Annotated in this window: 16 protein-coding genes; 4 read left to right on the top strand and 12 right to left on the bottom strand. The window is 67.9% G+C overall.

Annotation, left to right across the window (positions count from 1 at the left end):
- Nucleotides 1–13: 13 nt before the first annotated feature.
- From F817_RS0110715 to F817_RS0110755, 9 genes are all read right to left on the bottom strand, one after another.
- Nucleotides 14–2,563, bottom strand: a complete 2,550-nt coding sequence (locus F817_RS0110715) for a heavy metal translocating P-type ATPase (RefSeq protein ID WP_042799148.1) — start codon at nt 2,561–2,563, stop codon at nt 14–16.
- Nucleotides 2,564–2,580: 17 nt separating this feature from the next.
- The gene (locus tag F817_RS0110720) at nt 2,581–3,414 is read right to left on the bottom strand and encodes a FixH family protein (protein ID WP_024327652.1); all 834 of its coding nucleotides are present in this window, start codon (nt 3,412–3,414) and stop codon (nt 2,581–2,583) included.
- A 114-nt stretch (nt 3,415–3,528) separates the two neighbouring features.
- Complete coding sequence (gene ccoG, locus F817_RS0110725; protein WP_024327653.1) at nt 3,529–4,929, bottom strand: cytochrome c oxidase accessory protein CcoG; 1,401 nt, start codon at nt 4,927–4,929, stop codon at nt 3,529–3,531.
- Nucleotides 4,930–5,113: 184 nt separating this feature from the next.
- A complete protein-coding gene (ccoP, locus tag F817_RS0110730) occupies nt 5,114–6,043 on the bottom strand; it encodes a cytochrome-c oxidase, cbb3-type subunit III (RefSeq protein WP_024327654.1) in 930 nt (309 codons plus the stop codon).
- A complete protein-coding gene (locus tag F817_RS0110735; protein WP_017942920.1) occupies nt 6,040–6,258 on the bottom strand; it encodes a cbb3-type cytochrome c oxidase subunit 3 in 219 nt (72 codons plus the stop codon). Before F817_RS0110735 ends, ccoP begins: the two co-directional genes overlap by 4 nt.
- Nucleotides 6,259–6,276: 18 nt before the next feature.
- A complete protein-coding gene (ccoO, locus tag F817_RS0110740; protein WP_024327655.1) occupies nt 6,277–7,011 on the bottom strand; it encodes a cytochrome-c oxidase, cbb3-type subunit II in 735 nt (244 codons plus the stop codon).
- Nucleotides 7,012–7,030: 19 nt separating this feature from the next.
- On the bottom strand, nt 7,031–8,515 hold the full coding sequence (ccoN, locus tag F817_RS0110745) for a cytochrome-c oxidase, cbb3-type subunit I (RefSeq protein WP_042799149.1): 1,485 nt from the start codon (nt 8,513–8,515) through the stop codon (nt 7,031–7,033).
- A gap of 204 nt (nt 8,516–8,719) precedes the next feature.
- Nucleotides 8,720–9,592 (bottom strand): malonyl-ACP O-methyltransferase BioC, encoded by an 873-nt coding sequence (gene bioC, locus F817_RS0110750; protein WP_024327657.1) that lies wholly within the window; start codon nt 9,590–9,592, stop codon nt 8,720–8,722.
- Nucleotides 9,589–10,413 carry an alpha/beta fold hydrolase gene (locus tag F817_RS0110755; protein ID WP_024327658.1) on the bottom strand — a complete coding sequence of 275 codons (825 nt, stop codon included), beginning with the start codon at nt 10,411–10,413 and terminating at the stop codon, nt 9,589–9,591. Before F817_RS0110755 ends, bioC begins: the two co-directional genes overlap by 4 nt.
- Nucleotides 10,414–10,460: 47 nt before the next feature.
- Between F817_RS0110755 and plsY the strand changes: the two genes are divergently transcribed.
- Complete coding sequence (plsY, locus tag F817_RS0110760) at nt 10,461–11,090, top strand: glycerol-3-phosphate 1-O-acyltransferase PlsY (RefSeq protein ID WP_024327659.1); 630 nt, start codon at nt 10,461–10,463, stop codon at nt 11,088–11,090.
- A gap of 55 nt (nt 11,091–11,145) precedes the next feature.
- Here the strand turns inward: plsY and tsaD are convergent, their stop codons facing one another.
- Together tsaD and F817_RS0110770 are read right to left on the bottom strand one after the other, a co-directional pair.
- The gene (gene tsaD, locus F817_RS0110765) at nt 11,146–12,168 is read right to left on the bottom strand and encodes a tRNA (adenosine(37)-N6)-threonylcarbamoyltransferase complex transferase subunit TsaD (protein ID WP_024327660.1); all 1,023 of its coding nucleotides are present in this window, start codon (nt 12,166–12,168) and stop codon (nt 11,146–11,148) included.
- A gap of 76 nt (nt 12,169–12,244) precedes the next feature.
- The gene (locus F817_RS0110770) at nt 12,245–13,444 is read right to left on the bottom strand and encodes a class I SAM-dependent methyltransferase (RefSeq protein WP_029681103.1); all 1,200 of its coding nucleotides are present in this window, start codon (nt 13,442–13,444) and stop codon (nt 12,245–12,247) included.
- A gap of 55 nt (nt 13,445–13,499) precedes the next feature.
- Here F817_RS0110770 and F817_RS0110775 point away from each other — a divergent pair, with 55 nt between their 5' ends.
- The 3 genes from F817_RS0110775 (at nt 13,500) to F817_RS0110785 (ending at nt 16,139) form a co-directional block, all read left to right on the top strand.
- Nucleotides 13,500–14,249: a pteridine reductase gene (locus F817_RS0110775; RefSeq protein ID WP_029681105.1), complete on the top strand. Its 750-nt coding sequence runs from the start codon at nt 13,500–13,502 to the stop codon at nt 14,247–14,249.
- Nucleotides 14,250–14,313: 64 nt separating this feature from the next.
- Nucleotides 14,314–14,574 carry an accessory factor UbiK family protein gene (locus F817_RS0110780; RefSeq protein WP_024327663.1) on the top strand — a complete coding sequence of 87 codons (261 nt, stop codon included), beginning with the start codon at nt 14,314–14,316 and terminating at the stop codon, nt 14,572–14,574.
- A 59-nt stretch (nt 14,575–14,633) separates the two neighbouring features.
- Nucleotides 14,634–16,139: a YifB family Mg chelatase-like AAA ATPase gene (locus F817_RS0110785; protein WP_024327664.1), complete on the top strand. Its 1,506-nt coding sequence runs from the start codon at nt 14,634–14,636 to the stop codon at nt 16,137–16,139.
- Between the two features lie 79 nt (nt 16,140–16,218).
- Here F817_RS0110785 and F817_RS0110790 read toward each other — a convergent pair whose 3' ends face one another.
- Nucleotides 16,219–17,091 (bottom strand): c-type cytochrome, encoded by an 873-nt coding sequence (locus tag F817_RS0110790; protein ID WP_024327665.1) that lies wholly within the window; start codon nt 17,089–17,091, stop codon nt 16,219–16,221.
- Nucleotides 17,092–17,117 lie beyond the last annotated feature (26 nt).

The raw sequence follows: 17,117 nt of genomic DNA on the forward strand, positions 1-17,117 counted from the left end.
CCGCGGGGCGGGCTTAAACCGGGGGCGCACCCGATGGCCGGCCGCGCGCGAGCGCTTCGGACCGGGATTCGGACGGCCGCTCCTCAACCCCCCGCGCAGGGCGCAGCCGCAGGGCATTGCCGACGACCAGCAACGAGCTGAGCGACATGCCCAGCGCGGCCAGCCAGGGGGTCAGCAGCCCGGACGCCGCCACCGGCAGCGCCACCACGTTGTAGCCGATCGCCCAGGCAATGTTCTGACGGATCACGCGCCGGGTGTGGCGAGCCTGGTCCAGCGCCTGCGGCAGATGCTCCAGCCGATCCGACAACAGGACCAGGTCCGCCTGTGTCTGAGCCAGCTGGGTGCCGCCACCCATTGCCAGCGAGACGTCGGCGCCGGCGAGTACCGGGGCATCGTTGATACCCTCGCCGGCCATCAGCACGACCCGACCCTCGGCCTGACGGGCCCGCACATAGGCGAGCTTGTCCTCCGGGCTCATGCCACCCTCGGCGGCCGAGATGTCCATTTGCGCGGCGAACGCCCGCGCGGCCTCGGGCCGGTCGCCGGTCAGCAGAACCACCTCCAGGCCGCGCGCACGCAGGTCCTGTATGACATGCCGCGCCTCCGGACGCGGGGTATCGGCCAGCCAGAACCGTGCGACTGGCTGGTCGTCGACGATCAGCCAGACGGGGGTGGCGAGGGGATGATCGGCGGGGGGCTGCGGGCTCGGCGCCCCACCGGACGGAAGCATGGAAGCACCACCAATCGCGACACGATGCGTCCCAATGCGTCCCTGGAGGCCCTGGCCGGGGATATTGCGGATTTCACTGGCGGTCAACGCCGGGGTCCCGGCCGGCTCGACCAGGGCACGCGCCACGGGGTGTTCGGAGTGGGCCTCCAGGGCAGCCGCCCAGTGCAGCCAGTCACTGCCCGCGGGCGCGGCCCGCAGGTCCGTCCGCGCGACCAGGCGCGGCATGCCGATCGTCAGCGTTCCGGTCTTGTCGAGGCACACCAGGTCGACGCGCGGCATTGTCTCCAGGGCGCTTCCGCGAGTCACCAGGAGGCCGAGGCGCGACAACGCGCCGGTGGTGGCGGTCAGCGCCACCGGCGTGGCAAGCGCCAGGGCGCAGGGGCAGGTAGCCACCAGCATCGCAACCATGACCCACAACGCGCGCGCGGGATCGATCCAGGCGTACCAGACCAGGCCGGCCAACGCGGTCAGGACCAGGACGGTGCCCACGAACCAGCCCGTGCCGGCCTCGGCGATCCGGGCCATGCGCGGCTTTTCGGTCTGGGCGCGGTCGAGCAAGCGCTGAATGGCCGCCAGGGTGGTCTCCGCTCCGACCCGCCGGACCTCGATCATCAAGGGGCCGTCGACATTCACGGTCCCGCCGGTCACCGCATCGCCGGGTCGGGCCGGGTGCGGCTCGGGCTCCCCGGTCAGCAGGGCCCGGTTAACGGTGGACTCGCCCGTGCACACCACGCCGTCCATGGGAATGGTCTCGCCGGGGCGCACGCGCACCCGATCGCCCGGGACCAGCTCACCAACCGGGACCGCCTCCACCTGGCCGTCCGCGCCCTCGCGGTTGGCGATGGCCGGGACCAGCCGGTCCAGGCGGTCGATGGCATGGCTGGCGCGCTGGCGCGCGATCAGCTCCAGGTAGCGACTGGTGAGCAGGAAGAAGACGAACATCACGACCGACTCGAAATAGACGTGCTCCCCGGTCCCGAGGATCACCGCGTAGAGGCTGGCCAGGTAGGTGACGATGATGGCCAGGCTTACGGGTACATCCATGCCGAGCTGCCAGTGGCGCAGGTCGCGCCAGGCGCTCTGGTAGAACGGGATCGCGGAATACAGCACCACCGGGGTGGTCAGGGCCGCCGCGACCCAGCGCATAAACTGGAGCAGATCCTCATGTTCGGTGTCCTCCGCGCCCAGCCAGAGGGCCACGGCCAGCATCATCACCTGCATCATTCCCAGCGCGGCCACGGCGATGCGGCGCAGGGCCAGCCCGCGTTCGCGTGCGATCGCCTGTTCCCGGGTTCCGGGGTCGTAGGGATGGGCGTGATAGCCGATGTCGCGGATCGCCTTGAGGATGTCCGACAGGGCAATCCGCTCAGGATCCCACACCACCTGCGCGCGATGAGTGGAGTAGTTGACGCGGAAGCTCTCCACGCCCGGCAGCGCCTGGACATGGCGTTCGTTGAGCCAGACGCAGGCTGCACAGGTGATGCCCTCGAGCATCAGGGCGGCTTCGCGCCGGTTGCCACCATCACCCGCGGACGCCACGAACTGCTGCTGCACACCGGGGTGGTCGAACAGCTCGAGCTCGCGGAGCTCTTCGGGAATCAGGGGACTGCCGCTTTCCGCCGGTGGCGCATCACGGTGATGGTAATAGGCGCCCAGGCCGCGTTCGATAATCGCACCGGCCACGGCCTGGCAGCCGGGGCAGCAGGTGGGTTCCTCCCGGCCTTCGAAGGCGACGGGATAGCAGGCGCCGTCGGGCACATCCAGCCCGCAGTGGAAACAACGGGTAGGGGCCGCGGACGATGCCGGGCCCTGCGAATCGGACGCGAGCGCCACGGCGAAGGCGGAGAGATCTAGCCGGACTGGGCGCTACGCACGCGGGTCCGGGCCTGCTGCTCCAGCAACTGCCCGTCGCGCTGTACCTGGAAACGCAAGTCCCAGCGGCCCGGGGCCGACAATGCGACCTCGACCTGGTACAGGCCATCCCCCATGTGCTGCATCTCGAAGCCCTGGTCGCGGCGCTCGTCGGCAAGCCACATGAACAGGCCGCGGATGCTGGCGTCGTCGATCGGCACGCCGTCGGCATCGCGGACCTCGACCTGGAGGGTGGCGGTCTCGCCCTCGGTGGGACGCTCCACCCAGCCCTGGCGGACCTGCCAGCCCTTTTCGCGCTGGGCCTGAAGCTCGGACACTCGGTGCACCGCCAGCGCCTGCTTGCGACTTTCCATGCCGGCCACGGTCCCCGGGAAGGCCGAGGTTACCTGCTCCGCCCGGTTCTCGGGTTCGGGCAGGATCGAGCCGATGAACTGCTGCGGCATGCCGTTATGGGCCAGCGTGATCAAAACGGCTTGAACGGACGCAACGATGGTGAAGAACCCGACGAGTACCAGCGGCGCCCAGTGCAAGCGGCCCATCTTGGCCTTGCCACCGTTCTCGGCCTCGGCCTCTTTCTGGGTGAAGACGATCCCCAGGCCATAGGGCACGATGATGTACAGCGCAAGATGGATGGCGAATACATCCGCCCCCTGCCAGGTGAGGATCGAATAGGGGATAAACAGGAACAGCATGATCGCGACCACCACCGCTGCGGTGCTGTAGGCCTTCAACCGCGTGAAGCGATAGATCAGGGCAAACAGGAAGGCCAGGGCCGCACTGCCGACGCCGAGGGTAATGACGAGATTGCTCATGACGGTTTCTTCGTTTCCTGCGTTGTCGCAAGCTAGGCGCTTGCGTTGAGCTGCGCGATTTCCGGCAGCCGGATTACTGTTTCTCGCCCGTCCGCCGCTCGCGGCGGAGGGCGGCTATCGATGACTGAACTGCGAGGTCACCTCGAGCGGTTCGATATGTCCCTCGCGGTCCGTGATGACAAACCGGAAAGGCTGTGGCGACGGCGCCCCCGCGGGTACCTCGTGGCGCACCCGGGCGACCACGGTCAGTCGCTCCCCGGGCTCCAGGCGAATGCGCTCCACCTGGCCGAGATCGAGCTCGGCGCCCTCGAGTCCCGCGAGCCCGATCTCGAAGTCCAGCTCGCGGTCGGCGGTGTTGTTCAGGCGGATCTCGTAGCCGTTCTGGATCCGCCCATCGGACATCTGAACGTACAGGGGCTGACGCACCTGGTTGACGTTGGCATCGACCGGGGGGCGGCCGAGGATGCTGGCTGCCAGCGCCACGATCACGATGACGACCGCGGCCCCGTAGCCAAGGGTCTTGCCCCTCAGGACACGGGTCTCCCCCCCCTCCTGCTCGCGTTCCGAGGTGTAGCCAATCAGCCCGCGCGGCCAGCCCTGCTTGTCCATGATGGTATTGCACGCATCGATGCAAAGCGCACAGTGGATGCACTGGAACTGCAGCCCGTCGCGGATATCGATCCCGGTCGGACAGACCTGGACGCAGTACCCGCAGTCGATGCAGTCGCCCACGCCGGCCGCCTGGCGCTCCTCGCGGGTCTTCAGGCCGGCCGTGACTTTCGCCCGGCCAGCCGTGCCTTCGCCCCGCGCCTCGTCGTAGGACACGATCATCGTGTCGCGGTCGAACATCACGCTCTGGAAGCGCGCATAGGGGCACATGAAGGTGCAGACCTGCTCGCGCGCCAGGCCGGCGAAGGTATAGGTAGTGGCCGTGAGGATTCCGGCAGTGACATAGGCGGCGTAGACCGCCTGCCCGGTGAAGAAGTCGGCCACGATGGACGGCGCGTTACCCCAGTAGAGGACGAAACCCAGCCCGGTCGCGAACGCGACCACCAGCCAGGAAGCGTGGGTCAGCCCGTACTTGATGAGCTTTTCGCCGTTCCACGGCTGCTTGGCCAGGCGCAGCCGCGCGGGCCGCTCGCCCTGGATCTTGCGCTCCAGCCACATGAAGACATCGGTCCACAGCGTCTGGAAGCAAAAATAGCCACAAAACACACGCCCCGCCACACCGGTGACGAAGAACAGGAGCAAGGCGGCCAGCACCAGGAACCCCGCCAACCAGAAGATATCCTGGGGATAGACCACCAGGTCGAAGATGTGAAACTGGCGGCCCGGAATATCGAAGAGCACAGCCTGGTTGGGCCCGTACTCCCGCTCCCAGCGTATCCACGGCAGTCCGAAGAACACACCGTAGGCCACCAGGAGGATCCCGGTCTTGAGGTTACGGAAACGGCCCTTGACCGATCGCGGATGGATCGGGATACGCGCTTCGTACAACGGCTGGGCCTGGGACATCGAATCCTCCCGGAGGCTATCCGGCAGAGGGGCGCCGGCGGCATCGCCGAGCTACCCGCGGGTACTCTTCAAGCCAAACAAACAGGGGTGCCCTCGGGCGTCAAGAAACCCGGCGGGCACCCCTGTGGAAAAGCGGTTCTGTCGACCGCCAGCCCCGGCGGTCGACAGATGATCCAGCGCCAGGCTACTGACCCCCGCCGAGGGAGTGAACGTAGGCGGTAAGCATCTTGATCTCCGCGTCCGACAAACGATCCGCGAAAGCGGGCATCTCGCGCTGGGCGCCATCCCGAATGAAGTTGGCGACCAGGCGCTGGCGCTCGCTGTCGCTTTCTGCGCCACGCACGTCGATCAGACCCCAGAGATCATTGGTCAGATTGGGCGCACCTTGCGAGGTCAGCCCCTGTGCATCCATGCCGTGGCACTGGAAGCAGCCGCCGTCCGAGCCGGTGAAGATCCGGGCGCCGGCATCGGCGTCGTCCTGATCGACGGTGTAGTCGTTCAGCGACAGCACGTAAGCGGCAACCTGGTTCAGCTGATCGCTGTTCAGGGTGTCGCGGTAGCCAGGCATGTAGCCCAGACGACCCTGGTGCAGGGTTTCCTCAATCTGCTCCACGGTACCGCCCCACTTCCAGTGGTCATTGCGCAGGTTCGGGTACTGACCGACCACCCCCGCGCCACCGACCTGATGGCACGCGGCACACCAGGTGCCGAACGAGCCCTGGGCGTAGGCGTTGACGAAGCTCATGCTCTCGGCGTCGGCCAGGATCGTTTCGTAGTCCTGGGCGGCCACCTGCTCCAGCATTTCACGCTGACGCACCGCGTAGGTGCCGGTCTGCATGTCCTTGGCGAGCAACGCACGGGTATTCCAGTGCATCGTCCGCTCTTCACCGCCCTGCTCGAAGGTGATGGTATTGAAGCCCTTGGTGAAGGTGTCGCCGATCGGCCATGCGGGGTAGATCAGCCAGTACACCACCGCGAATACGATCGTGGCGTAGAAGCCCCACAGCCACCAGCGCGGGAGCGGGTTGTTGTATTCCTGAAGGTTACCGTCCCAGACGTGCCCAGTGGTCTCGACCTGGTTCGGGTCCTTTTCACGGTTGTCCTGTGTGCTCATTGCTCGTCACTCTTGGTTTTGTCACGCCGGGCCACGGGCTCCCGGTGTGAATCATCGTCGTCCAGAGGAATGTAGCGATACGTCTCGAACTTCTGGGCGCGCCGACGATTGGAAAACAGGAAGATCACGACCCCGATAAAGGTGCCCATGAACAGCAACAGCGCGACGATCTTGCTGTTGCCCATGTCGGTGATCCACTCCCACAGTCCCATCATGCTTGCGCCCGCTCCTCCTTACCGGAATTCGGCAAAGTGCCCGTCGTCGTATTCACTGAAGTCGACCATGGTCCCGAGGACCTGGAGATAGGCCACGATGGCGTCCATCTCGGTGATCGTCCCGGGGTTGCCGTCGAAGTTTTCAGCCTGCGCCTGGGCAATCAGGTTGTCCTCGGCGTCGCGGATGTCGAACATCCGGGCGTGTTCCTCGCCGAACTTCTCGACGTTGGCCTCGTATTCCTCGTCGGTGAGCGAGTACGGCACACCCACGCGCTTCAGCGCGATCATCCGGCGGTCGATGTCGGAGTAGTCAAGCGGGGTCTCGGCCAGCCAGGGGTAGCCCGGCATGATCGACTCCGGCACCAGCGACTGCGGATCAATGAGGTGCTGGACCTGCCATTCGTTGGAGTACTTGCCCCCCACGCGAGCCAGGTCGGGTCCGGTGCGCTTGGAGCCCCACTGGAACGGATGGTCGTACTGCGATTCGGCCGCCAGCGAGTAGTGGCCGTAGCGCAGCATTTCGTCACGGAACGGACGCACCATCTGCGAGTGACAGGTGTAGCAGCCCTCGCGGACGTAGATGTCACGCCCGCGCTGTTCCAGCGGGGTGTACGGGCGAACGCCGTCCACTTCCTCGATCGTGTCGTCGATGTAGAACAGCGGCACGATCTCGACCAGGCCGCCGACGCTGATCACCGCAAGGGTGAGGATGATCAGCAGGCCGGCATTGGTTTCAACGCTTTCATGCTTCATGGATCTATTCTCTCCCTAATCAGGCCGTGCGGGCTTCGGCGGACGCGGCCTGGGCCTCGCGGGCCTCGGCCTTGATGCCCGTGCGAACGGTCATCGCGATGTTGAACGCCATGATCAGCATGCCGGCGAGGAAGAACCCGCCACCAATGGCGCGCACAACGTACGGCTTGTGCAGGAACACCACCGACTCGGTGAAGGTGTAGGCGAGGTTCCCGTACTGGTCGAAGGCACGCAGCATCAGGCCCTGACCGATACCGGCGACCCACATCGCAGTGATGTAGAGCACGATCCCGATGGTCGCGAGGAAGAAGTGCACGTACACCAGCTTCAGGCTGTACAGGTTCACGTTCCACAGCCGCGGCATCAGGTGGTACAGGGAGCCGAAGGTAATCATCGCCACCCAGCCCAGGGCACCGGAATGCACGTGGCCCACGGTCCAGTCGGTGTAGTGCGACAGCGCGTTCACGCTCTTCAGCGACATCATCGGACCCTCGAAGGTCGACATGCCGTAGAACGCCAGCGCGGTGATCAGGAACAGCATGATCGGGTCGGTGCGCAGTTTGTCCCAGGCGCCCGACAGGGTCATGATCCCGTTGATCATCCCGCCCCAGGAGGGCAGCAGCAGCAGGATGGAGAAGGTCGCCGCCAGGGTGGAGACCCAGTCCGGCAGGGCCGTCCAGTGCAGGTGGTGCGCGCCCACCCACATGTACAGGAAGACCAGCGCCCAGAAGTGGATGATGGACAGCTTGTACGAGTAGATCGGGCGCCCGGCCTGTTTCGGCACGAAGTAGTACATCATCCCGAGGAAGGCCGCGGTAAGGAAGAAGCCTACCGCATTATGGCCATACCACCACTGGGTCATCGCATCCTGCACTCCGGAGAAGATGGAGTAGGAATGCGGGTGGAACAGACCCACCGGAACCTGGATGTTGTTGAAGACGTGCAGCAGCGCGGTCGCCAGGATGAACGACATGAAGAACCAGTTGGCCACGTAGATGTGCGGCTGGTTGCGACGCAGCAGGGTCATCAGGAAGACCATGAAATAGGCCACCCAGACCACCAGGATGATCAGGTCGATCTGCCAGTTGAACTCGGCATACTCGCGGCCCTGGGTGATCCCCATCATATAGGTGATCACGCCGAGGACCAGTGCCAGGTTCCACCCGTAGAAGGTGAAGCTTGCCATGGAGTCGCTCCACAGCCGCGCCTGACAGGTCCGCTGCACCACGTAGTACGAGGTGGCGAACAGCGCGTTACCCCCGAAACCGAAGATCACGGCCGTGGTGTGGACCGGACGGAAGCGCCCGAAGGTGATCTGCGCGATATCGAAGTTCAGGAACGGGAACGCCAGCTGCGAGGCGATCCAGACGCCGGCCGCCATGCCGAACACGCCCCAGAGGACGGCGGCAATGGCAAACCGCTTGATAATCGCGTAGTTGTACTGCTCGGAAGTCGCGACTGACGCTGCGGGTGCGGCACCCGCCGTAGTGGCTGCTTGTGACATGACTTTTCCACCTTGCTGCGGGGAACACGGATGTCCCGATGGTTCGGGGGCGTGAACTCTACCCCATTCCGGGCCCACAAAAAACCAATACCGCCTGTGTCACTCGGATATTGAGCACGATCGACGGAACTTTTGACGACGACAAGAATACATTCTCCGCGCGCGTCCAGGCGAGGGGTTGAGCAACGGATTGCTTGATCTGGATCAATGAACGGGCTGTACCGGGATCACGCGGCCCTGCGGACGCGACGGCGGCGGCGCATCCGGCACCCAGGCATGCCCGTACACCACCTCCCAGGTCGCGGGCAGGCGGCCCTCCACGCCGAACTCGCGCGCATAGGCCTCGGCCACGGCCACCAGGCGGCGCGGCCCGAACAGGCCCGACGACCGGCCCGACAGGGCATTGCGCACCCCGACCCCGCGCAAATCGCGGATCAGTCCGGTCAGATCGGGGTAGGTCAGGGTCAGGGCCTCCTGGTCCATGACCGGGTCGGCGAACCCGGCCCGGACCAGGGCATCGCCGATGTCGTGCATGTCCATGAACGCGTTGACGTGCGCCCCGGCACCGCCATCCACCGCCGCGAAGGCCGCGCGCAGCTCGCGCAGGGTATCCGGACCGAAGGTGGTGAACATCCACAGCCCCTCGGGCCGCAGGATGCGGCGGACCTCGGTAAACGCCTGGTCGAGGTCGCTGCACCACTGCAGGGCCGAGCTGGAGACCGCCAGATCGAAGGACCGCTCTGCCAGCGGCAGGGCCTCGAGATCGCCGCACACTACCTGCGGCCGGCGCAGCCAGCGGCCGCGGCGTCGCGCCCGGGCCACCATCTCCGGGGCAAAGTCCACGCCGGTCAGGCGCGCCCCGCGGTAGCGGCGGCTCAGGTGATCCAGGGCCTCGCCGATGCCGCAGCCCAGGTCGACGACCCGCTCCGGCTCCATCCGGATCCAGTCCAGCCGCCCCAGCATCCGCTCCTGCACCTCGCGCTGCAGGACCGCATGCTCCTCGTACGTGGCCGCCGCCCGCGCGAAGGCCTCGCGGACCCGCGCCTTGTCGAGATCGAAGCTGTCGGGTCGGCTCATACGGACTCCCCTGCACTGCAGTGATCCAGAAACTCGGAAACGAAAGCGGCCAGTGGCCCCGGCCGGGCCAACCACTCCGCATGGCCAGCCATACCCCGCCCCACCCGGCAATCGGGCCGCAGAGCACGCAACTCGGCCTCCACCGCCGCGGGCACCAGCGCGTCCTCCGGCTCCAGCCAGAGCGCCGCCGGCGCCCGCAGTTCGGCCCAGATGGCGCGCTGGTCGGCACGGCGCAACAGGTCCAGACCGGCCGCGAGGCCTTCCGGCGAGGCCGGAACCGCCTGCAGCTGCGCGGCCAGTTCGCGAGCCAGCGAGGCCGCGTCTGGACTGCCGCGGGCACAGAGCATGGCCAGGCGCCGTCCCAGCCGACGACGGTCGCCCTCCAGGGCGGCACGGAAATCTTCCAGCTCGGCCGGTGGCAAAGCAGCCGGCCAGTCGTCGCCACGGAGAAAGCGCGGCGTCGCACCAATCAGCATGAGCCCCTGGGGCCCGGGCCATTGCCGTGCGGCCGCGAGTGCGACCAGCCCGCCCAGGGACCATCCGGCCCAGACGGGGTACTCGATTTCGGCGGGCAACGCGGCGATCAGCGCCGCGGCGGCGTCCTCGGCTTCCGCCAGCCGTCCGCCGTCGCCCGAGGCCCCGTGCCCGGGCAGATCCGGGGCCAGCACCCGCGTCGTTGCCGGCAATTCGGCCCGCAGCGGCGCCCAGACCGAACCGGAAAAGCCCCAGCCATGCAGCAGCACCAGCGTCGGGGCGCGCGCCCTGGATTCCGCACCCCGCATGTCAGCGCCCTGAACGGCGTCCACCGGCTTGCGTATCATGTGCGCTCGCATCCACTCGCCAATCCGCGCAGGCAGGCTGACCGTTCATGGCAATTACAATCGGCATCATCATCGCGTATCTGCTGGGATCGCTTTCCACGGCCATTCTGGTCAGCAAGCTGCTGCGCCTGCCGGACCCGCGCACCACCGGCTCTAGGAACCCCGGCGCCACCAATGTACTGCGCTCGGGCGGCAAGACGGCGGCCATCATCACGCTCATCGGGGATGTCGGCAAGGGCTGGCTGCCGGTGTTCGTCGCCCTGCAACTGGACCTGTTCCCCGGCTGGGCGATCGGCCTCATCGGCCTGGCCGCCTTCCTCGGGCACGTCTTTCCGGTCTACTACCGATTCCAGGGCGGCAAGGGCGTGGCCACCGCGCTCGGCGTGATGCTCGCGATCAGCCCGCTGGTCGGCGGGCTGGTTCTGCTGACCTGGCTCGTCGTCGCCGCCGTCTGGCGCTACTCGTCCCTGGCTGCCCTGGTGGCCGCGGGTATGGCCCCGGTGTACATGGTCCTTCTGGGCATGGACCACTGGCTCAGTGCCGCGGTAGCCCTGATGAGCGTGACCCTGTTCATCCGCCACGACAGCAACATCCGCCGCCTGATGCGCGGCGAGGAATCCCGAATCGGCCAGAAAGACAAGGCCTCGCGGCCCTCGCAGGAAAACTCCTCCGACTGAAACCTGCAGGCCTGCGGACAGGTCTGAAAATTTGCAAGCCGGCTCGCGTGCCGCTTCAAGCCGGGGCTGGCGGTCCCAGTTCGGACAGCGGCCAGCGCGCCCGCGCCGCCACCACCGGCGCCCCGGTATCCGCGCACGCCCCGGCCTGCAGCCGTCGCAGTCCGGCCAGCGCGATCATCGCGCCGTTGTCGGTGCAGAACTCCGGGCGCGGGAAGTACACCGGGACCCCCTGACGCTGCGCCATGGCCTTGAGCCCGGCGCGCAATGTGGTGTTGGCTGCCACGCCGCCGGCGACCACCAGCGCCGGGGCCCCGGTCTGCTCCAGGCCGCGCCGGGTCTTTTCCACCAGCGTGTCGGTCACCGCCTCCTCGAAGGCGCGGGCAACATCTTCCGGGCGGTAGGCCTGCTTTTTCAGCGCGGTCAGTACCGCGGTCTTCAGGCCGGAAAAACTCATGTCCAGCCCCGGGCGGTCGAGCATCGGGCGCGGCAGACGCAGGGCATCCGGCGCGCCGCGCTCGGCCAGACGCGCCAGCGCCGGACCACCCGGATAGCCCAGCCCCAACAGCTTGGCCGTCTTGTCAAAGGCCTCGCCGGCGGCGTCGTCGATGCTCTCGCCAACCAGGTCGTAGTCGCCCAGGGCCCGCGCATGGATCAACTGGGTGTGCCCGCCGGAGACCTGCAACACCAGGAACGGGAAATCGAGTCCGGTGTCCTCCAGGAACGGTGCCAGCAGATGCCCCTCCAGGTGATGAACCGCCAGCGCCGGGATGCCCCAGCCCCAGGCCAGGGCACGCGCCACCGAGGCCCCGGTCAGCAGCGCCCCCAGGAGCCCCGGTCCGCCGGTATAGGCAACCGCATCCAGGTCGTGCCCTTCCACGCCCGCCTCCTCCAGTACCGTGCGCACTAGCGGAAGGAGTCGCCGGATGTGGTCGCGCGACGCCAGCTCCGGCACCACGCCACCGTAGACCGCGTGCAGATCCGTCTGGCTGTACAACCGATGGGCCAGCAGGCCCTGCTCGGCGTCGATCAGCGCCACGCCCGTCTCGTCACAGGAGGTCTCGATACCCAGTACTTTCATGACGCCAGCATGCCCGGTTTCGGGGAACGCACCAAACAGCCCCGGATCCACTGCGCCATAAGACCGGGTGCGGACATCACAGGCGCCCCCGGCGATCCGGAATCCCGTCCAGCGGCAGGTGCGCACAACCGCGACCCAGGGCCATGACCTGGAAACGCTCGCCCATCTCGCCCGGCAGGGTCAGCATGCGCACGGCCTGCGCCGCCTGCATGGTCAGGCGGGCATCCTCACCGCTCCCCACCCGCGCCTCGAAACGCTGCGGCAACCCGGCCCCCAGCAGGAATTCGCCCTGCCCGGCGTAGGCCAGCACATCGAGGCCCGCGGCATCCGCGGCCTCGGCCACCCCGGTGAAGTCCACGCTGGCGGTCAGGTCCATCAGGCCCGGGTGGGCCAGCGGATCCTGGATCATCTGCTGACGGTAATAGCCGACCAGGGTGCCTTGGTGACGCTCCGGCGCGTAGTAGGCACGACGAGGGAAGCCATAATCCACGAGCATGGCCACCCCCTGCTCGAGGACATCGGCCAGCGCGGTCACCCACGCCGCCTGCGCCGGGCGCCACTCGGAGAGGTAGCCCTCGGGCCAGGGACCGCATTCGGCCGCCAGCCGCGTCACCGGCCCGGCAAGCGCGGGCGGCGCCTCGCGCTCGGCCAGGGTCAGCCCGCCGTCGGCGCTCGTCGTGACCCCGACCTGCCAAACGTGGCCGTCGCGCCAGCGGAAGAGCTCCACGGGCAGGGCATCCAGCACCTCGTTGGCGAGCACCACACCGCGCAGGGGAGTCTCGGGGAGGGAGTCCAGCCACGCGACACGCCGGTACTCCGCCGGCTCCAGGGTGGCCTCGAGAAAGGCCTGCTGCCGGGCCCGCAGGTCCGGGCTGACCTCTATGATCCAGTAACGCTCCCAGTCGACCCCCAGTTCGCGCAGGGTCGTGATCACATCCCCCGCCAGGCGCCCACTGCCGGCGCCGAACTCCAGCAGGGTTCCGCGACCACCAAGGTCGTCGCGCAGGACCGGAGCCAGCCAGGAGGCCAGGGTCTCGCCGAACAGTGGCGAGAGCTCTGGCGCCGTGACGAAGTCCCCGCCTTCACCCAGCTTGTGGGCACCGTTCACGTAATAGCCCAGCCCCGGCGCGTACAGCGCCGCCTGCATGTAATCGACGAACGGAAGGAACCCCGCGCCCGCGGCGACACTCTCTTGCAGGTGAACGCGCAGGCGCGCGGCGATCTCCCGGGCAACCGGATCGCCCGCGGTGTTTGTGCTAGGTTTCGGCGGCATCATGGCGACGCATGGTACCAACCCGGGGGCAGACGTGGCGCAGGGACAATTCAACAGCATGGACACAGCTTCCGGGTCGGCCCCGGTAGCACTGGTCACCGGGGCCGCACGACGGGTCGGCGCCACCATCGCGCGGCATCTGCACGCCGCCGGATTGCGGGTCCTGATCCACTACCGCGGGTCACACGCGGACGCCGCGGCGCTCGCCTCCGCGCTGAACGCGGAGCGCCCCGACAGCACCCGCACGCTGCAGGCCGATCTGCTCGACCCGGAGGGCATCGAACGCCTGGCCCGCGAGGCCGAGGGCGCTTGGGGCCGCCTGGACTTCCTGGTCAACAACGCCTCGACGTTCTATCCAACCCCCGTGGGCGCGATCACGCAACAAGCCTGGGACGACCTGATCGGCTCCAACCTGAAGGGCCCGACGTTCCTCACCCAGGCCTGCAACCCGGCGTTGCAGCGCCAGCAGGGCGCGGTCGTCAATATCGTCGACATCCATGCCCTGCGCCCGCTGAAGGGCTACCCGGTGTATTCGGCAGCCAAGGCCGGGCTGTGGGCCCTGACCCAGGCCTACGCCCGCGAACTGGGACCGGGCGTACGGGTCAATGGCGTCGCCCCCGGCGCGATCCTCGCCCCCGAGGACGCGAAAAACACCGGCACCCACGAGGCGATGATCGAACGCACCGCGCTCAAACGCGAGGGCAGCCCGGAGGACATCGCGCGTACCGTACGCTTCCTGCTCCTGGACGCGCCCTACATCACCGGACAGGTGATTCCGGTGGACGGCGGGCGCTCGGCATCGCAGTAGCCGCACACCCCGTCCGCCGCGCTACACTGAACCCGACCAAGCACACGCGCCAGGAGACCACCGCATGATCGATTCCAAACGCTTCGACGATCTCGCCCGCCGTATCACGGAGAGCCTGCCGGAGTCGGTGCGCCACATGCAGGAAGACGTCCAGCGCCAGGTCCGCTCGTCGCTGCAAAGCGGCTTTGAGCGCATGGACCTGGTCACCCGCGAGGACTTCGACATCCAGGTCGCCCTGCTGGAACGCACCCGCGAACGCCTGGCGGAACTGGAGGCGCGCGTCGCCGCGCTGGAAAGCCGCCCGAACGACGAATCCGGGCAGTAATCACCACCTGAACCCACGCGCCGCGCACGGATGCCCGGCGCCCAGACGGAGGGGCACGGATGCCCGTCACCATCGCCTACGCCCGCGCCATCGACGGCATCCATGCCCCGCTGGTGACCATCGAGACACACCTGGCGAACGGCCTCCCGGCCTTCCAGATCGTCGGCCTGCCCGAGGCCGCGGTGCGCGAGAGCCGCGACCGCGTACGCGCGGCGATCCAGACCAGCGGCTTCGAATTCCCTCGGCGCCGCATCACCGTCAACCTGGCCCCCGCCGACCTCCCCAAGGACGGCGGACGCTTCGACCTCGGGATCGCCCTGGGGATCCTGGCCGCCAGCCAGCAGATCCCGGCCGAGGCCCTGGCCCGCCACGAATTCCTGGGCGAGCTCGGCCTCGACGGTCAGCTGCGCGCGGTCGGGGGCACCCTCGCGGCCGGGATCGCCGCCGCGGATGCCGAGCGCGCCCTGGTCGTTAGCCCGGACGACGGCACAGAAGCCGCCCTGGCCAGCAGCGCCCGGGTCCTCACCGGCTCGCACCTGACCGCGGTGTGCGCCGCCCTTTCCGGGCGCGACGCCCTGACGCCCGCACAGCCGCCCGAACGCGCTCCGCCGACGCACCCGGACCTCGCGGACGTGCGCGGCCAGCATCAGGCACGCCGGGCGCTGGAGATCGCGGCCGCCGGCGGGCACCATCTGTTGATGGTCGGGCCGCCCGGCAGTGGCAAGTCGATGCTGGCGGCTCGCATACCGGGCATCCTGCCGCCCATGGAAGAGGCCGAGGCACTGGAAACGGCTGCGATCCACAGCCTGCGCGGCAGTGCCCACCTGCGGGGGGACTGGCGCGAGCGCCCCTTCCGCTCGCCCCACCACACCGCCTCGGGCGTCGCGCTGGTCGGCGGCGGCAGCACGCCCCGCCCGGGCGAGATCTCGCTGGCACACCAGGGGGTGCTGTTCCTGGACGAGCTAACCGAATTCGACCGGTCGGTGCTGGATGTGCTGCGCGAACCCCTGGAGACCGGCGTCATCCATATCTCGCGCGCCGCCCGCCAGGCCGAGTTTCCGGCACGCTTCCAGTTGGTGGGCGCGATGAACCCCTGCCCGCAGGGCTTCGACTGCGACCTGGCCGAACGCTGCGAATGCACCCCGGAACAGCGGGCCCGCCACCGCAAGCGCCTGTCCGCGCCGCTCCTGGACCGGATCGACCTGGCGATCGAGGTCCCGCGCATCCCGCCGAGTGAGCTGGCCGGCGCGGAGACGACTGCCGAAGGATCGGCGGCGGTCGCAGAGCGCGTGGTCCGGGCACGAGCCCTGCAGCACGCACGGCAGGGCGGGCTCAACAGTGCACTCGAGGGCGCGGGCTTGGACCGGCACGCCACCCTCGCGACCCAGGATCGCCAGCTGCTGGACAAGGCGGCGGAACGCTTCCGGCTTTCCGCGCGGGCCTATCACCGCATCCTGCGCGTGGCGCGCAGCATTGCCGACCTGAACGGCGCGGACCGTATTGACACACCCCATCTGACAGAGGCGCTCAGCTATCGCGCCCTCGATCACTGGCGCGCCCAGTAACCGGAACACGGGGCCGACAAACAAAAGGCCCCGCCCGGTTTCCCGGGCGGGGCCTTCGAGCGGCTCGGCTGCGAGACGGTCAGTCTTCGAAGGTTGCCACGTAGACCGCCAGGTCGGCGATCTCCTGATCCGACAGGTTCGCGGCATTGGGCGCCATCAGGGCCGTCTGGTCGCCGACGGTCTCGCCGGCACGGTAACGCACCAGCTTGTCCGCGATGTACTCGGCGTCACGACCGGCCAGCTTGGGGAATACCGGGGTGCCCTGGCCCTGCGCACCATGGCAGGCGACGCAGGTGTTGTAGCGCGACTGGCCGCGCTCGGCATCACCGTCTTCTACCGCGATGGCCGCAACCGCTTCGGCCTCTTCATCGGCCGCGGCGGCGCCAGTCTCGGTCGTGGCGACCGGTTCTTCGCCCTCGGCAGCATCTTCAGCGGCGGTGTCGCCATTGCCGTTATCGCTGCCTTCGTAGTCGTGATCGACCCCGGCCTCGTCCAGCATGTAGGCGACCACGTCGCGCATCTGCTCATCGGTCAGGCTGGAGTCGCCACCGCGCGCCGGCATGGCGCCGATGCCATTGATGGAATTGTCGAAGATCGTATCCAGGCCCTTGTCGTTCAGGCGATTCGCCCATTCGTCGGTGTCGTCCTTGATCGGGGCACCGGAGGCTCCGCTGTCGTGGCATGCGGCACAGACGTTGGCGTAGATGTCACCCGGACTCAGATCCGCGGCTTCCGCGGCCGTATCCACCTCGCCGGAAACGACCCGACCAATGGGGGCAATACGCTGCGCGATGCGCTCCTCACTCACGGCCTCCGCCTGGGAACCCGTCATCCCCGCAATCCAGCCCGCAAGCTGCGACACCAGAAAGAGTACCGCCCCCAGCAGGGCCAGCGACGAGATAAACAGCAACACCTTGTTCCCGGTGTCCATCTTGATCGGTTGATTTCCCACTTCTCTCCCTCCGAGATCCTGGCCGT

It is taken from the genome of Thioalkalivibrio sp. AKL19 (genome assembly GCF_000420165.1).
In the GTDB taxonomy this organism is placed as follows: domain Bacteria; phylum Pseudomonadota; class Gammaproteobacteria; order Ectothiorhodospirales; family Ectothiorhodospiraceae; genus Thioalkalivibrio.

What these genes read in the sequence shown, in the direction of transcription:
- F817_RS0110775 (WP_029681105.1), top strand. Translation starts at nt 13,500, where the DNA reads ATGGACACAGCTTCCGGGTCGGCCCCGGTAGCACTGGTCACCGGGGCC.
- ccoN (WP_042799149.1), bottom strand. Translation starts at nt 8,515, where the DNA reads ATGTCACAAGCAGCCACTACGGCGGGTGCCGCACCCGCAGCGTCAGTC.
- F817_RS0110770 (WP_029681103.1), bottom strand. Translation starts at nt 13,444, where the DNA reads ATGATGCCGCCGAAACCTAGCACAAACACCGCGGGCGATCCGGTTGCC.
- F817_RS0110780 (WP_024327663.1), top strand. Translation starts at nt 14,314, where the DNA reads ATGATCGATTCCAAACGCTTCGACGATCTCGCCCGCCGTATCACGGAG.
- ccoG (WP_024327653.1), bottom strand. Translation starts at nt 4,929, where the DNA reads ATGTCCCAGGCCCAGCCGTTGTACGAAGCGCGTATCCCGATCCATCCG.
- F817_RS0110735 (WP_017942920.1), bottom strand. Translation starts at nt 6,258, where the DNA reads ATGATGGGACTGTGGGAGTGGATCACCGACATGGGCAACAGCAAGATC.
- bioC (WP_024327657.1), bottom strand. Translation starts at nt 9,592, where the DNA reads ATGAGCCGACCCGACAGCTTCGATCTCGACAAGGCGCGGGTCCGCGAG.
- F817_RS0110785 (WP_024327664.1), top strand. Translation starts at nt 14,634, where the DNA reads ATGCCCGTCACCATCGCCTACGCCCGCGCCATCGACGGCATCCATGCC.
- F817_RS0110720 (WP_024327652.1), bottom strand. Translation starts at nt 3,414, where the DNA reads ATGAGCAATCTCGTCATTACCCTCGGCGTCGGCAGTGCGGCCCTGGCC.
- ccoP (WP_024327654.1), bottom strand. Translation starts at nt 6,043, where the DNA reads ATGAGCACACAGGACAACCGTGAAAAGGACCCGAACCAGGTCGAGACC.
- plsY (WP_024327659.1), top strand. Translation starts at nt 10,461, where the DNA reads ATGGCAATTACAATCGGCATCATCATCGCGTATCTGCTGGGATCGCTT.
- ccoO (WP_024327655.1), bottom strand. Translation starts at nt 7,011, where the DNA reads ATGAAGCATGAAAGCGTTGAAACCAATGCCGGCCTGCTGATCATCCTC.
- tsaD (WP_024327660.1), bottom strand. Translation starts at nt 12,168, where the DNA reads ATGAAAGTACTGGGTATCGAGACCTCCTGTGACGAGACGGGCGTGGCG.
- F817_RS0110755 (WP_024327658.1), bottom strand. Translation starts at nt 10,413, where the DNA reads ATGATACGCAAGCCGGTGGACGCCGTTCAGGGCGCTGACATGCGGGGT.